Origin of the sequence: Neoluteolibacter marinus (assembly GCF_014904755.1) — a bacterium.
In the GTDB taxonomy this organism is placed as follows: Bacteria; Verrucomicrobiota; Verrucomicrobiia; order Verrucomicrobiales; family Akkermansiaceae; genus Haloferula; species Haloferula marina.
Map to the genome: position 1 here is coordinate 57,869 of NZ_JACZFQ010000003.1, position 13,258 is coordinate 71,126.

Sequence of the window (13,258 nt, forward strand, 5' to 3'; positions counted from 1 at the left end):
TGGATGTTTCGCATCACTGGCTGGAGTCAAGGTTCCATGAGATCGGCTTGGCAAGGGGCAAATCAGGGGCGTCTCGCCGGATTTTGGTTCAATTTGTGCCTTGCCGCGACCGGTCCAATTGCCGCCATGATTCGCGCATGGCCGGAGGAAGCTTGCTCGCCCTGTTGGATGATATCGCGTCGATCCTCGACGACGTCTCGGTGATGACCAAGACGGCGGCCTCGAAGACCGCCGGGGTGCTGGGCGATGATTTGGCTCTGAACGCCCAGCAGGTCAGCGGGGTGGTCGCGAAGCGCGAGCTGCCGGTCGTGTGGGGCGTGGCGAAGGGCTCGTTCGTCAACAAGCTGATCCTGGTGCCCGCGGCACTGGCGTTGAACCATTTCGCGCCGTGGGCGGTGACGCCGCTGCTGATGGTGGGCGGTGCCTACCTGTGTTTCGAGGGTGTGGAAAAGCTGGTTCACCTCGCGGCCCATCGCCGGAAGAAATCAGCGGAAGAGGCGAAGGAGGAGCTCGCGGCGCTCGGGGAGGGAAAGGTCGACGAGAAGGCCAAGATCAAGGGTGCGATCCGCACCGATTTCGTGCTGTCGGCGGAGATCATCGTGATCACCCTTGGAGTGGTGTCCGAAGAAACCTTTGCCAAGCAGGCCATGGTGCTGTCGACGATCGCGGTTCTGATGACGATCGGCGTCTACGGCCTGGTGGCCTGCATTGTGAAGCTTGACGACCTCGGCTTGTTCCTGAGTCAGAAGAAGACCGCGCTGGCGCAGGGGATCGGACGCTCGATCCTGTGGGCGGCGCCCTTCCTGATGAAGCTGCTGTCGGTGGCCGGCACCGCGGCGATGTTCCTGGTGGGCGGCCAGATCCTGCTGCACGGCATCAAGCCGGCGCATCACTGGGTCTTGCACCTGGTCGAGGGCTGGGGAGGCTTTGCGAAGGTGGCGGAGTATGCCTTCAACGGCCTGTTCGGCGTGGCCTGCGGGGCGCTGGTGCTGGCCGTGGTGCATCCCTTGATGAAGCGGATGGGGAAGGCGCACTGAGTATTGCGGCCGCCGTTGATGACAGCCGAAGGCCTTTGGACTGCTGCGATGATTCGCAGCTTTCGAGTGAAGGGAGGATTCCGCAGGCCGGGTGGCAGCAAGCGACCTGACAGCGCCCGTCCCTCGATTCTCGCTGCGGCTCCAATAGCAGCCGAAGGCCCTCGGACTGCTGCGATCCTTCGCAGCTTTCCGAATGCAGACTGCGGCAGCTTGTGACCGGAGATGGAATGGATGTCGGCAGGTCAACTCCGTCCACCCGGGCAGCCGGATCCACCGTCTACTCGAAAGCTGCGAATCATCGCAGCAGTCCAAGGGCGGCTGCGCCGCGGGTCATGTCGACGGCATCAAAAGAAAAGGCCGGCCCCTGGGCAGGGACCGGCCTTTCCGGAAAGGAGCATCAAGCTCCGGGGAGCTCGATGAAGCCCTCGAGCTTGCGGATGCGGGTGGGGTGGCGCATCTTGCGCAAGGCCTTGGCCTCGATCTGGCGGATGCGCTCGCGGGTCACCTGGAACTGGCGGCCGACTTCCTCGAGGGTGCGGCTGTAGCCGTCCTTGAGGCCGAAACGCTGCTCCAGCACCTCGCGCTCGCGCTCGGTGAGGGTGTCGAGGACGTCCTTGATCTTGTCCTTGAGCATCGAGAAGCCGGCTTCCTCCATCGGGTTGTCGGCGGTCTTGTCCTCGATGAAGTCACCAAAGGAGGTGTCGTCGGAATCGCCGACCGGGGCCTGCAGCGAGATCGGCTGCTGGGCCATCTTGAGGACGGCGCGGACGCGCTCGACGGGCAGGTGGATCTCCTCGGCGATTTCTTCCGGGGAAGGTTCGCGGCCGTATTCCTGGACGAGCTGCTTCTGCACCCGCATCAGCTTGTTGATCGTCTCGATCATGTGCACCGGGATGCGGATGGTGCGGGCCTGGTCGGCGATCGAGCGGGTGATCGCCTGGCGGATCCACCACGTCGCGTAGGTCGAGAACTTGTAGCCGCGGCGGTATTCGAATTTCTCCACCGCCTTCATCAGGCCCATGTTGCCCTCCTGGATCAGGTCGAGGAAGGACAGGCCGCGGTTGGTGTATTTCTTGGCGATGGAAATGACCAGGCGGAGGTTGGCCTCGACCATCTCGGTTTTGGCCTTGAGGGCTTCCTTGAGCCAATGGCGGAGGTTCTTGTTGTTCTCCTCAAACGACTCGACCTCGTGCCAGCAGCGCTGCTGGACCTCGCGCAGCTTGGTGACGAACTCCTTGTCCTCGGGATCCGCCTGCAGCTTGCGGCCGTACTTCCAGAACTTCTGCTGGTAGTCCTCGACCTGCTCGCAGAAGTCCTCGACCACCTTCTGCTTGAAGTAGAAGCGGGTGAAGATGCGGTGAAGGGTCTGGAGGTTCTTGTTGAAGGTCTCCTCGAGCTTCTTCTTGCCGCGCGGGTTCTTGGCGGAGAGCTGGCGGAACAGGTCGTCGTTCTCGTCGTGGAGCTGCTTGAGCTGTTCGCACTGCTTGGGCAGGATCTTCATGTAGCGCTCGCGGCTCTCGATCTTCTTGTCGAGGATCACGCGGTCGAAGCGCTCCTTGCCCTTGATGAGCTTGTCGGCGAGCTCGAGGTAGCTTTCGGCGGCGAATCCGAACAGGTGGAGGTGCTTGGCAACCTCGATCTCGGCATCCTCGATGCGCTTGGAAATCTCGACTTCCTGCTCGCGGGTCAGCAGCGGGACCTGGCCCATCTGCTTGAGATACATCCGGACCGGATCGTCGAGGATGTCGAGCTTCTGGTCCTTGGTGTCATCGACTTCGTCAGAGTCGTCGTCGCGCTTCTTGTCCTTGAAGCGGTCGACCTCGGAGGCGTCGATGATGTCGAACTCCATGTTGCGGAGGCGCTCCATGATGGCCTCGACGTCGGCGGGTTCGACGAGATCGTTCGGCAGGATCTCGTTGATATCATCGTAAGTGAGATATTCCTGCTCCTTGGCGAGCTTGATCAGCTCCCGGATCTTTTCCTGGATCTCGGGGGTATCGATGCGCGGCTTGGTGCTTTCCTTGGCGGCCGGCGCGGGGGCGGCGGCTTCGATCTTCACCTCGGGCTCGGCGGCGGCCACCTTCGGCTTGGCGGCCTTCGGCTTCTCCTCCATGGCGGGCGCGGCCTTGGTGGCCTTCGGCTTGGGCTTCGCGGCTGCCTTGGTCGCGGCTTTCGCTGCAGGCTTCTTGGGTGCCGGGGCTGCCTTGGCCTTGGAGGCCGGCGCGGCCGCTTTCTTGGCCGCCGGTTTGGCCGTCTTCTTGGCTTTGGCGGGAGCGGGCTTTTTCGCAGCGGCGGGCTTGGTCGAGCCCGCTTTTGCCTTTGGCTTGGCGGCCGGCGATTTGGCAGAAGAAGCAGCTTTCTTTGAGGACATGGACAGAAGGGATGTAAGGAAGTTCCGGGCAGACCTCACCCATTATAGGGCGAACGGACCGGGCTCCGAAGCGGGCGGGAATATTCGGAGCGCACCGGGGGTCGTCAAGAATTGTTTTCCCGCCCGGGAAACGGGGGTTTCCGGCGATCGAAGGGCTTTGGCGAAGCCTTGCGCGAAGGGGCGAAGCGGTCGCTGAAAACGAAGCGCTGGTTGATGCCCTTGAGCAGGTCGGCGATCTGTTTGGTTTCCTGGAGGAGGCGGATCATTTCATCGGGAGGTAGGTCGGGCCGCGCCATCTGGGCCTTCACGCTCTCGTCACGTCGGTGAAGGACCCTTGCGCTTAGTTCGGCGAGTGCGATTTCCGCGGCGGCGACCGGTTCTTCCGGCGGATCGTTGTGGAAGGTCGGATCGGAAAGAAGGGCCAGCCGCTGGGCTTCGGGCAGTCCCGCCATGAAGCTGTTCACGGCGGCATGCGAGGCGGCGTCGGGGCGGGCGGAGAGGATCGACTCGAGCAGAGGGATGCCGGCGAGGTGGTCGGAGGCCTCGTGGAGGGTCTCGAATTGCTCGCCCAGCCAGTCCTGGGCGGCTTGCGAGTGGAGGGCCAGGCTGCACAGGTAGCCGACCACCGGATCGATCGCCGCGGGTTCGGTCTTTTCGGGTTCCGGTTCAGAGTCGTGGCGGCGGTTGGCGGGCTGGAACTTCGCCTTGCGGGCGGCCCGCAGGACGGCGTCGCGCAGCTCGGGGACCCCGGCGCGCAAACGGGTGGCGACGTGGTTGATCATGCCGTCGCGGCTGACGGGGTCGGCGATGACCGAGAGCAGGGACGCGCATTCGCGGGCGAAGGCGGACCGTTGCTGGGTGTCGGCGAGTCGGTTCTCGGCGGCGGCGCGGTCGATCACGGAATCGAAGAAATCGCCCGCATTGGCGAGGATGGAGCGGAAGGCCTCCGCCCCGTTCTTCTGCATGAAGGAGTCGGGGTCCTCGCCGGCCGGCATGCGGACGACGCGGACCGGGATGCTTTCCGCCGCGAGCACCCGGAAGGCCTTCTCGGTGGCGGCGATCCCCGCCTTGTCGGCGTCGTAGCAGAGGATCGCATTCTTCGCGTAGCGGCGCAGCAGGCGGGCGTGGTTTTCGGTGAGCGCGGTGCCGAGGGTGGCGACGGCATGCTCGATGCCCTGCTCGTGGCAGCAGATGACATCGATCTGGCCTTCGCAGATCAGCACGGCGTCTTCCTTGAGGACGGACTTGCGGGCGCGTTCCAGGGCGAACAGAACGTTCGATTTCTTGAACAACGCGGTCTCCGGCGAGTTGATATATTTGCCGCTGCGGGGGTCTTCACGGAGTTGTCTGCCGGAGAAGGCGATGACGTCGCCGTAGTCGTTGCAGACCGGAAACATCAGGCGGTCGCGGAAGCGGACATAGATGCCGCCTTGTTCCTTCTGGACGAAAATTCCGGAATCGACGAGGTCGCGGCCGCTGAACTTTTTCGCGCGTGCCCAGTCCATGAAGACCTGGGGGCGCTCGGGCATCCAGCCGACCTGCCAGCGAACGGCCATCTCCTTGCCGAAACCGCGCGACTTCAGGTAGTCGCGGGCGTGGGTGGCCTCGCGGGTGAAAAGCATCTCGTGGAGGAAGCGGGCGACCTCGCGGTGGATGTCGAGCAGGCGTCCGCGCTGGCGGCGGGCGCGGTCCTCCTTCGGGTCCGGGGCTTCCTCGACGACGGTGATGCCGGCCCGGGAGGCGAGCTTCTTGACCGCGTCGGTGAAGGTCAGGTTCTCGTATTCGCGGACGAAGGTGATGGCGTCACCGCTTTTCCCGCAGCCGAAGCAGTGGAAGAACTGGCGCTGCGGGTTGATGTTGAAGGACGGCGTCTTCTCGTTGTGGAAGGGGCACAGAGCCTTGAAGGACGGGCCGGCGCGCTTCACCGGAATGTAGCCGCCGATCACGTCCACGATATCGGTGGCGGCGAGAACTTGCTCGGTGGTTTCGCGGGAGATCTGCGGCACGGCGGGAGTGGAGCGAGCTTGGCGGATCGGGAGAATCGGGAAAGCGCGAAAGATTTCTAACTTTCTGGATTCCCGGGTTCGTCGGTATCCTCGATGACGGTGATGCCGGCCCGGGAGGCGAGTTTCTTGACCGCGTCGGTGAAGGTCAGGTTCTCGTATTCTCGGACGAAGGTGATGGCGTCACCGCTTTTTCCGCAGCCGAAGCAGTGGAAGAACTGGCGCTGCGGGTTGATGCTGAAGGACGGAGTCTTCTCGTTGTGGAAGGGGCACAGCGCCTTGAAGGACGGGCCGGCGCGCTTCACCGGGATGTATCCGCCGATCACGTCCACGATGTCGGTGGCGGCGAGAACTTGCTCGGTGGTTTCGCGGGAGATCTGCGGCACGGCGGGAGTGGGGGGAGCTTGGCGGATCGGGAGAATCGGGAAAGCGCGAAAGATTTCTAACTTTTCGGATGCGGCGTCACGATCCCGGGGGATGGTGACACGGATCGATGGAATACCTCCGTGGATCCGAACATCCGACCATCATGAAAATCGTCCGCAAGAATGCCAATGGAGAGACCCGTCAGTTGCTGCTCAAGGAATACTTCCTGAACGCCTACTTGATCGCGCTGCTCAAGAGGGTGGGCGACGAGGCCGGGCGCTTGCGTGTGGAACCCGCACTGAAGCCGGTGAGGGTTCGCTCGGATGCCTGACGCCGCGGCAATTGTCGCCCCTTTGCGCCTTTGGCTGCTTGGAAAAGCAGGTTGCCTTGGCGGGGCGAATTTCCTAGCGTGCCACTGATGGACGACCTCCGGATTTTGAGGTCCGCACTGGGCTGGCTGGAACTCGGCTTGCCCGATGAAGCGCTGTCGGAACTGGCATCGCTTTCGGCACGGGACCGGATGAGGCGGCACGCGCTGGAGTTGCGCTTGCTGGCGGAGATGGAGTCGCTGCGGTGGAATGCGGCGGCGGACACCGGCCGGCTGCTTTGCCTGAAAGAGCCGAAAGAGGCGCGGTTCTTCATTCATGCCGCGTATTGCCTCCATGAAACCGGCGACACGCTGGCGGCCCGCGATTGGTTGCTGCGGGGGCCGGCGACGCTGATCGAGGATCCCTTGTTCCACTACAACATCGCCTGCTACCTGGCGGTCTTGGGCGACCGCAAACGGGCGGAGTCGCATTTGGAGCGGGCTTTTGAAATGGACGCCTCGCTGAAGGATTCGGCGCAGGAAGATGCCGATCTGGACGGCTTGCGCCACGGGGTGAAGTAGCGCGACTTTTCAAGTTGCGGGGTGGGGACGCTGTCTCACCGGAGAAGGTCGGAGTTTCCCGGAATCGGGGCGACGTGGCAGGGGGTGCCACCCTAGAGCTGTCGACCTTGCCACGTCCACAACGTGTAACGTTGTGCTACTTCCGGTTGCACGCCGGGCAGCCATCGGTCAGGTCAAGGGCATGTCTCCTTCCGCGCTCGGCGAATTGCTTTCCCTCTTCGAGGAGAATTTCCGCACCCGGGGCGAACTCGGGGCCTCCGTCAGCGTGTGGTGGCGGGGGGAAGAGATGCTCGCCGTCCACGACGGCTGGCGGGACAAGGAAAAGAACCGCGCCTGGTCCTCGGACACCCTGGTGCCGGTTTACTCCGCGACCAAAGGGCCAGCGGCGGCGACGCTGCTGATGGTGCTCGATTCCCGGGGATTGGGGCCCGAAACGCCGGTGCGAGAGGTGTGGCCGGAGTTTCCGGTGGCGGAGGCGAGCTTCGCCCACTTGCTTTCCCATCAGTGCGGGTTGGCGGCCCTCGATCAGCGGGCTTCGGTCTGGGATCACACCGAGGTCATCGCGGCGGTCGAGTCGCAGGCGCCGGCATGGCGCCCCGGCGAGGGCCACGGCTACCACCCGCGGACCTTCGGGTTCTTGCTGGAAGAGCCGGTTCGCCGGATCACCGGCAAGCCATTGGGGGCGGTCTGGAACGACGAGATCGCGGCGCCGCTGGGACTGGAATTCTGGATCGGCCTGCCGGAGAGCGAGTGGCCGCGGGTCGCCCGCCTTTATCCGGGGAAGGCGGCCGCGGAGGATTTCCAGAGCGGGTTTTACCGCGAGTTCAATCGGGAGGGTTCCTTGTCGCGGCGGGCGTTCGGATCGCCGCGGGGACTCCACTCGGTGCAGGAAATGAACGATCCGAAAGCCTGGTCGGCCGGCCTGCCGGCCATGGGCGGGGTGGGCTCGGCGTCGGCGCTGGCGAAATTCTACCAGGCGGCGATTGGCGCCATCGAGAGCCCGCTCGGCGACCGGGTGCGACAGGCCTTGTCGCAGGTCCGGACCAGCGGAGACGACCGGGTGTTGATCCAGCCGACGGCCTTCTCCTGCGGTTGCCAGCTCGATCCGCTCGACGCCGGCGGCGCGAAGGCGCGGGAACTCTACGGGCCGTCGGTGCGGGCCTTCGGTCATCCGGGGGCGGGCGGAAGCCACGCCTTCGGCGATCCCGACAGCGGGGTCAGCTTCGCCTATGTGATGAACCAGATGGAACTCAGCGTTCTGCCCGGGCCGAAGAGCCTGGATCTGGTGCGGGCGCTGTTTTCGTGAGCCGCCTCAACCGAGGAACTTGATCTTGCCGGGCAGCTTGAACTCGCCGCGGGCCATCGCCTCGTGCTGCTCGTCGCTGCAGGCGGAGTTGGTCGGGGCATCGGCCGGGGTGTCGCTGGCTTCGAGATAGCCGTTCTGGATCATCCAGGCCTCGACCTCCTCGCCCGAGATGTCGGGCAGCATGGTGCCGTCGATCTCGACGCAGGGCGACAGCGACTGGCCGCTGCGCTGCTCCATTTCCCAACGGAAGGCGGGGTTCTTGATGATGTCCTTCTCCTCGTAGGGAAGGTCGTATTTCCGCATGATCGCGCGGACGCCCTCGCTCCAGCCGCAGAAGGTCTTGAGGTAGGCGGTGATTTTCGGTTGGGGCTTGCTCATGGGGCGGAAAATACATGGTCCCGGCGACCCCGCAAGCCTTGCCACGCGGACAAGCAGCCCGTTAGATCGTGGAGTGAAAGGTGTGGTTTTTTCGCTCATCCTGTCGGCGCTTCCGGCTGCCGCATGCATCTGGGATCGCGACACCCTGAGGGAGGAGGCGAAAGGCCGGCTGGACACGGTGAAGGTGATCACCGGATGGTTCGACCGCTATCCGCCGCGCTACTACGAGATGCGCTTGGAGCGGGTGGCAAAGGAGTTGGAATCGGATCCCGGCAAGCTCGACCTTTACGACGACGCCGGCGTGGCCTGTGACCGGTTGGGGCGTTTCGATGAGGCGATCGTCTGGATGGAGAAGAAAAGAGCGGTGCTCGATGTGAGGCCCTCCGAGGACGTGAGGATGGATCGCTACCGCTATCTCGCGAACCTCGGGTCGTTTCTGGGGAATCGCTGGGCGACTCGTCCGGCCGAAGAGAGGAATGCTGACCCCGCGGACTTGAAAGCCGCGGTGGATTGCATCGCCGAGGCGATCCGGCTGAATCCTGACGCCCACTTCGGGAGGGAGAAGTATCAGTTGATGTTGTTTGAGTGGCTGCTGAATGGATTTGACGATGCGAAGGCTGCCTTGCCCAATTTCGTGGGCGTCTTCCCAACCAGGAGAATCGAAGGAGGCGGCTTGGCGGGATCCGAATGGGAAGATGCCGAGTCAGGGCTGGCTGGTTTGATCCATTTGGGCAGCGCTTGGGAAAGCGTCGATGTGTTCGATGCCTTGGGCTCGGTTGTTCAAGCGGATGGAGCCAGCAGTGTTTCGCTATTGGTCGAAAGCCGGTTGAGAGAAATCGAGCAGGAGGGAGGACGCAGTCTCTATCCGGTCGAGTCTCACGTCCGCGTGCGGCACGGGGATTTCGCGAGACACTCTCCGGAACTCCGCGGGTGGTACGAAGAGACTCGGAGTATTGCTCGAGCCCGGGAACAGTCCCGGATTGACTATCAGGAGGCCCGTTTCAAGGAGGGGCGGCACCCCGATACGGATCCCGACTTTTGGAGCGAGTGGGAAGAGCGGGAGTTTCCGGCGCTGCCGCGGACACCCCTGCCGCTGTTTGAGCAAGTCCGGCTTTTTCTGCTGCTGGTGGCAATTGCGGTCGCATCCCTGGTCGGGTGGTTGATCTGGCGAAAGAAGCGAGTGCTCCGAATGGGCGGGCCAAGTCCGCAGATTTCATGAACCGGCCGTTTTTATCACTCAACCTCGCCCTCTCCGCCGACGGGAAAATCTCGTCGGTGGAGCGGCGGCCGTCCGGGTGGACGTCGGGCGAAGACCATGCGCGTCTGCTGGACCTGCGCAAAGGGGTCGACGCACTCCTGGTCGGGCGCGGGACCCTGGAGGCCGACCGGATGACGATGAGGTCTGCGGGAGATCCGTGGCGCTGCGTCGTTTCGCGCAGCGGCAGGTTTGATCCGGATCACCCGCTGTTTCACACGCCGGGCGGGCCGGTGCATTTGCTGGTGACGGAAGGCAAGCTGCCCGAGGTTCCGGGAGTCACCGCTCACCGGGGCAGCCTGGCCGGATTTCTCTCAATGCTCGCGGAAGCCGGCGTGAAGCGGCTTCATTGCGAAGGCGGCGGGGAGCTGGTCAAGTCGCTGGCTGAGCTGGATGCCATCGATGAAATCTATCTGACCTGGGCCGGCCACACACTGTTCGGGGGGCGCGAGGCACCGACCCTCAGCGGGGTGCCGGGCGGGTTCCTGCCGGCATCACACGACTTCGAACTCGTGGGCTTTGATCCGCGGCCCGACTTGGGCGAGTGCTTCCTCAGCTACCGGCGGAAAGCTCAGTGAGCTTGCTCCACCTCGTGGCCGCCGTCGTCGTGCGCGGCGCCCTCGGCGTGACCGTCGCCGTGTTTTTCACCGTGACCTGCGTCGTGGCTGCCGTGATGTTCGTGCAGGGCCTTGGTCTCTTCCCAAGGGTGGCGCTCGCAGGAAACCGAGGCGAGGAAGAGTCCGGTGGAGGCAGCGGCGAAGATCGTGGTCAATTTCATCCCGCCGCCGGATTTAGCGGATCGACCGCCGATGGCAAGTGGCAAGGGCATGGAAACGCCACAGGGGATCGCGGCGGTTCGCCGGTACCGAACTACTTGCGGACCCACCGGGAAATCGCCGAGGCGGCCCGCAGGTGGGCGCCTGGCCCGCCGAGCTTGGCGGCGGTGGCGAGCAGCTTGCGACGGGTCTCCTCGCGGTGGGCGTCGTCGTCCAGGAAGCGCAGCAGCGACCGCTTGACGTGCACGGGATCGGCCTCGGACTGGATGAATTCCTCCACCACCCGTTCGCCGGCGAGGATGTTGATCAGGCCGATGTGCTCGATTTTCACCACCATCCGGGCGACCAGGTAGGTGGGCCAGGCGACCTTGTAGACGAGGCAATAGGGGAGCCCGAAATAGGCGGCCTCGAGGGTGGCGGTGCCGCTCGCGACGACGCCGCAGGCGGCGCGTTGCATGAGGGCGTGGGCGCCGCCGTCGAGGATGCGGACGGTGTCGGTCATCTTCGCGGCCTCGACCATTTCCCGCATCCGCTGGCCGAGCTTGGCGGAGGCGGCGCAGGCTTCGAACCTGGTCCCGGGACGCTTCAATTGCAGGCGGCGGGCGGACTCCAGCATCATCGGGAACAAGCGCGAGACCTCGCGCTCGCGGCTGCCGGGAAGCAGGGCGACCAGATCGTCCTCGCGCGGGCCGGCGGTGCGGTCATGGGCGAGTTCGTCCACCAGCGGGTGGCCGACGAATTCGGTGGGCAGGCCGGCGCCTTCGAAGATCGGTTTTTCAAAGGGAAAGAGGCAGAGCATCTCGTCGAGGATGCGGGCCATTTTCGGCAGCCGGCCCTTGTTCCAGGCCCAGACCTGGGGACTGATGTAATAGATGATCTTGGTTTCGGGCAGCTCGTTGCGGACGGCTTCGGCAAAGCGCATGTTGAAGCCGGGGTAGTCGATCAGCACCAGCGTTTGCGGCTTCAGGGCCCGGACTTCGGCGAGCATCTCGGCGAAGCGCTGCTTGAACCAGCCGTAGCGCTTGAGGACTTCCCAGAGTCCCATCACCGCGGCGTCCTCGACCCAGTCGCGGATTCCGTCGCCGGCGACCGCCCGCATCTCCGGCCCGCCCGCACCGTGGATCTCGAGATCCGGATGCATGGACATGAGGGCTCCCAGCATCCCCGCTCCGTGGGCGTCGCCGCTCAATTCTCCCGCGATGACATACAGCGCCCCGGCCATGTGGCGCGGAGCATAGGGAGATCTTGCCCGCGCTGGCCATGAAAAACCCGAGCCTCCGGGAAGCCCGCGTTCGGCGAGGGGAATTCGTCATTGATTTCGCCCGAACCGCCCCCTTAATCGCTCCCCGCACCACGCTAGGCAAATGGCTGAAGACACTGACGACACCCCGCGGCCTCTCGCCGAAATCTCCCACGGTCCTTCCGCGTTCGAGGCCTTCCTCGACCGCAACCAGAAGGGCATGATCGCCCTCGCCATCCTGATCGTGGTGGCCACCAGTGCCTGGATCGTGATTCGCGGGATCAAGCAAAGCGCCGAGACGACCGCGGGCGCGATGTTGTCCGAGGCTGCCGCCGTGCCGGACCTGGAAAAGTTGATCGGCGAGTACCCGGAGAGCGCCGCCGCCGGCAGTGCCCAGGTCCTGGTCTCCCAAAAGCAGTGGGAGAACGGTGAGCAGGACGCGGCGATCGAAACGTTGCGGTCCTTTATCGCCGCCGACCCGGATCACGCCGCGATTCCGTCCGCGAAAGCGAGCTTGGCCTGCCGCCTGAAGCAGCAAGGCAAGAACGCCGAAGCCGAGACGCTCTTCAAGGAGCTTGCCGATTCAGCCGACTCCCGTTTCATTGCGCCCTTCGCCCTGATCGCTCTCGGCGACCTCGCCAAGGCCGACGGTCGTCTGGACGATGCGGAGGACGCCTACAAGCGCGCTCAGAACGACTTCGGGACCAACCAATTCTCGCGCCTAGCGGGCGAGCACCTGAAGCTGCTTCACTTCACCGCTCCGGTCGAAATCGAGGCGCCGCCGACACCCGCGCCGGATGCCGGGCTCGAGAACAAGATCGACGATCTCAAGTTCGACGCCACTTCGGGAGCTTCGGTCCCCGGCTCACTCGAAGGAAATCCGCTTGGCAATATTCTCAGTGGCGATGCTTCGATGCCGGTGGATCCTGTTGACGAGCAACCGGCAGAAGACCCGGCGCCACCCGTGGAAGATCCTTCGGAGACCCCGGCTGAAGGGGAATCCAATTGACTTTCAACCTCAGCACATTCCTATTCCCTCGCCATGAGCAACAGTTTCGGATTCCGCAAGGTCATCGGTCAGAAAACCGACGAAGAGCCCGCCGCTCCCACGCCAGCACCTGCCGCTGCGCCGACCCCCGCAACCCCTAGCTATTCCAGCCAGCCTGCCGCCGCCCCGGCCGCTCAAGCCGCTCCGGCCCCGCAGCGCCCGGTGGGTCCTTCCCGCAACGTGCTGAGCTCGGATGTCGAGATCAAGGGCACCGTCAAGTTCACCAATGACCTGGTCGTCGACGGCCGCATCGAGGGCGAGATCCATTCCGATGGCAACCTGACCGTCGGCGAGAACGCCCGCCTCAAGGCGGAAATCAAGACTGGCACCGTGGTCGTCTATGGCAAGGTCCACGGCAACATCATCGCCAACGACCGCGTCGAGTTGAAAGCCAGCGCTGAAGTCGTCGGTGACATCAAGGCCAAGACCCTTTCCATGGAGCCCGGTGCCATTTTCGTCGGCAAGTCGGCCGTCGGCACGCCTTCGACCCCGGCCGCCAAGTCGGAGCCGTCCAAGGCCGCGGAACAGCCGAAGCAGGGCAACCTGTCCGGTGTGAAGGCCTGATCCGATTTCCTTTTCCCGAGGGCCC

At 64.3% G+C, this 13,258-nt stretch carries 14 protein-coding genes; 8 read left to right on the forward strand and 6 right to left on the reverse strand.

Annotated features, from left to right (window positions below; genetic code table 11):
• Nucleotides 1-137 precede the first annotated feature (137 nt).
• Nucleotides 138-1,037, forward strand: coding sequence for a DUF808 domain-containing protein (locus tag IG178_RS00525; RefSeq protein ID WP_193210527.1), 900 nt, complete (start codon nucleotides 138-140; stop codon nucleotides 1,035-1,037).
• 397 nt (nucleotides 1,038-1,434) lie between these two features.
• Here the strand turns inward: IG178_RS00525 and rpoD are convergent, their stop codons facing one another.
• The 3 genes from rpoD to IG178_RS00540 all read right to left on the reverse strand — a co-directional run bounded on the left by rpoD (nucleotide 1,435) and on the right by IG178_RS00540 (nucleotide 5,797).
• Nucleotides 1,435-3,408: an RNA polymerase sigma factor RpoD gene (gene rpoD, locus IG178_RS25995; protein WP_193210528.1), complete on the reverse strand. Its 1,974-nt coding sequence runs from the start codon at nucleotides 3,406-3,408 to the stop codon at nucleotides 1,435-1,437.
• Nucleotides 3,409-3,512: 104 nt separating this feature from the next.
• Nucleotides 3,513-5,414 carry a DNA primase gene (gene dnaG / locus IG178_RS00535; RefSeq protein ID WP_193210529.1) on the reverse strand — a complete coding sequence of 634 codons (1,902 nt, stop codon included), beginning with the start codon at nucleotides 5,412-5,414 and terminating at the stop codon, nucleotides 3,513-3,515.
• Between the two features lie 56 nt (nucleotides 5,415-5,470).
• Nucleotides 5,471-5,797, reverse strand: coding sequence for a CHC2 zinc finger domain-containing protein (locus IG178_RS00540; RefSeq protein WP_343225901.1), 327 nt, complete (start codon nucleotides 5,795-5,797; stop codon nucleotides 5,471-5,473).
• Between the two features lie 143 nt (nucleotides 5,798-5,940).
• On the opposite strand from IG178_RS00540, the gene IG178_RS00545 reads away from it, so the two are divergent.
• From IG178_RS00545 to IG178_RS00555, 3 genes are all read left to right on the forward strand, one after another.
• Nucleotides 5,941-6,108, forward strand: coding sequence for a hypothetical protein (locus tag IG178_RS00545; RefSeq protein ID WP_193210530.1), 168 nt, complete (start codon nucleotides 5,941-5,943; stop codon nucleotides 6,106-6,108).
• 87 nt (nucleotides 6,109-6,195) lie between these two features.
• Nucleotides 6,196-6,666 (forward strand): TPR end-of-group domain-containing protein, encoded by a 471-nt coding sequence (locus IG178_RS00550; RefSeq protein ID WP_193210531.1) that lies wholly within the window; start codon nucleotides 6,196-6,198, stop codon nucleotides 6,664-6,666.
• 181 nt (nucleotides 6,667-6,847) lie between these two features.
• On the forward strand, nucleotides 6,848-7,972 hold the full coding sequence (locus tag IG178_RS00555) for a serine hydrolase domain-containing protein (RefSeq protein WP_193210532.1): 1,125 nt from the start codon (nucleotides 6,848-6,850) through the stop codon (nucleotides 7,970-7,972).
• A 6-nt stretch (nucleotides 7,973-7,978) separates the two neighbouring features.
• Here the strand turns inward: IG178_RS00555 and IG178_RS00560 are convergent, their stop codons facing one another.
• Entirely contained in the window at nucleotides 7,979-8,350 is a 372-nt protein-coding gene (locus tag IG178_RS00560) for a glutaredoxin family protein (protein WP_193210533.1), read from the reverse strand.
• A gap of 73 nt (nucleotides 8,351-8,423) precedes the next feature.
• Here IG178_RS00560 and IG178_RS00565 point away from each other — a divergent pair, with 73 nt between their 5' ends.
• Entirely contained in the window at nucleotides 8,424-9,569 is a 1,146-nt protein-coding gene (locus IG178_RS00565; protein ID WP_193210534.1) for a hypothetical protein, read from the forward strand.
• On the forward strand, nucleotides 9,566-10,183 hold the full coding sequence (locus IG178_RS00570) for a RibD family protein (RefSeq protein WP_193210535.1): 618 nt from the start codon (nucleotides 9,566-9,568) through the stop codon (nucleotides 10,181-10,183). Before IG178_RS00565 ends, IG178_RS00570 begins: the two co-directional genes overlap by 4 nt.
• On the opposite strand, the gene IG178_RS00575 is transcribed toward IG178_RS00570, so the two are convergent.
• Nucleotides 10,177-10,383 carry a hypothetical protein gene (locus tag IG178_RS00575; protein WP_193210536.1) on the reverse strand — a complete coding sequence of 69 codons (207 nt, stop codon included), beginning with the start codon at nucleotides 10,381-10,383 and terminating at the stop codon, nucleotides 10,177-10,179. The genes IG178_RS00570 and IG178_RS00575 overlap by 7 nt on opposite strands.
• A gap of 92 nt (nucleotides 10,384-10,475) precedes the next feature.
• Nucleotides 10,476-11,603: a lipid-A-disaccharide synthase gene (gene lpxB / locus IG178_RS00580; protein WP_193210537.1), complete on the reverse strand. Its 1,128-nt coding sequence runs from the start codon at nucleotides 11,601-11,603 to the stop codon at nucleotides 10,476-10,478.
• 142 nt (nucleotides 11,604-11,745) lie between these two features.
• Between lpxB and IG178_RS00585 the strand changes: the two genes are divergently transcribed.
• Nucleotides 11,746-12,630: a tetratricopeptide repeat protein gene (locus IG178_RS00585; RefSeq protein WP_193210538.1), complete on the forward strand. Its 885-nt coding sequence runs from the start codon at nucleotides 11,746-11,748 to the stop codon at nucleotides 12,628-12,630.
• A 33-nt stretch (nucleotides 12,631-12,663) separates the two neighbouring features.
• A complete protein-coding gene (locus IG178_RS00590; protein WP_226894599.1) occupies nucleotides 12,664-13,233 on the forward strand; it encodes a bactofilin family protein in 570 nt (189 codons plus the stop codon).
• The last annotated feature ends 25 nt before the right edge of the window (nucleotides 13,234-13,258 follow it).

Excerpts from the sequence above, each read along its gene's own strand:
- IG178_RS00525 (WP_193210527.1), top strand. The coding sequence starts at position 138 with ATGGCCGGAGGAAGCTTGCTCGCCCTGTTGGATGATATCGCGTCGATC.
- rpoD (WP_193210528.1), bottom strand. The coding sequence starts at position 3,408 with ATGTCCTCAAAGAAAGCTGCTTCTTCTGCCAAATCGCCGGCCGCCAAG.
- IG178_RS00545 (WP_193210530.1), top strand. The coding sequence starts at position 5,941 with ATGAAAATCGTCCGCAAGAATGCCAATGGAGAGACCCGTCAGTTGCTG.
- IG178_RS00550 (WP_193210531.1), top strand. The coding sequence starts at position 6,196 with ATGGACGACCTCCGGATTTTGAGGTCCGCACTGGGCTGGCTGGAACTC.
- IG178_RS00555 (WP_193210532.1), top strand. The coding sequence starts at position 6,848 with ATGTCTCCTTCCGCGCTCGGCGAATTGCTTTCCCTCTTCGAGGAGAAT.
- IG178_RS00560 (WP_193210533.1), bottom strand. The coding sequence starts at position 8,350 with ATGAGCAAGCCCCAACCGAAAATCACCGCCTACCTCAAGACCTTCTGC.
- IG178_RS00570 (WP_193210535.1), top strand. The coding sequence starts at position 9,566 with ATGAACCGGCCGTTTTTATCACTCAACCTCGCCCTCTCCGCCGACGGG.
- IG178_RS00575 (WP_193210536.1), bottom strand. The coding sequence starts at position 10,383 with ATGAAATTGACCACGATCTTCGCCGCTGCCTCCACCGGACTCTTCCTC.
- lpxB (WP_193210537.1), bottom strand. The coding sequence starts at position 11,603 with ATGGCCGGGGCGCTGTATGTCATCGCGGGAGAATTGAGCGGCGACGCC.
- IG178_RS00585 (WP_193210538.1), top strand. The coding sequence starts at position 11,746 with ATGGCTGAAGACACTGACGACACCCCGCGGCCTCTCGCCGAAATCTCC.
- IG178_RS00590 (WP_226894599.1), top strand. The coding sequence starts at position 12,664 with ATGAGCAACAGTTTCGGATTCCGCAAGGTCATCGGTCAGAAAACCGAC.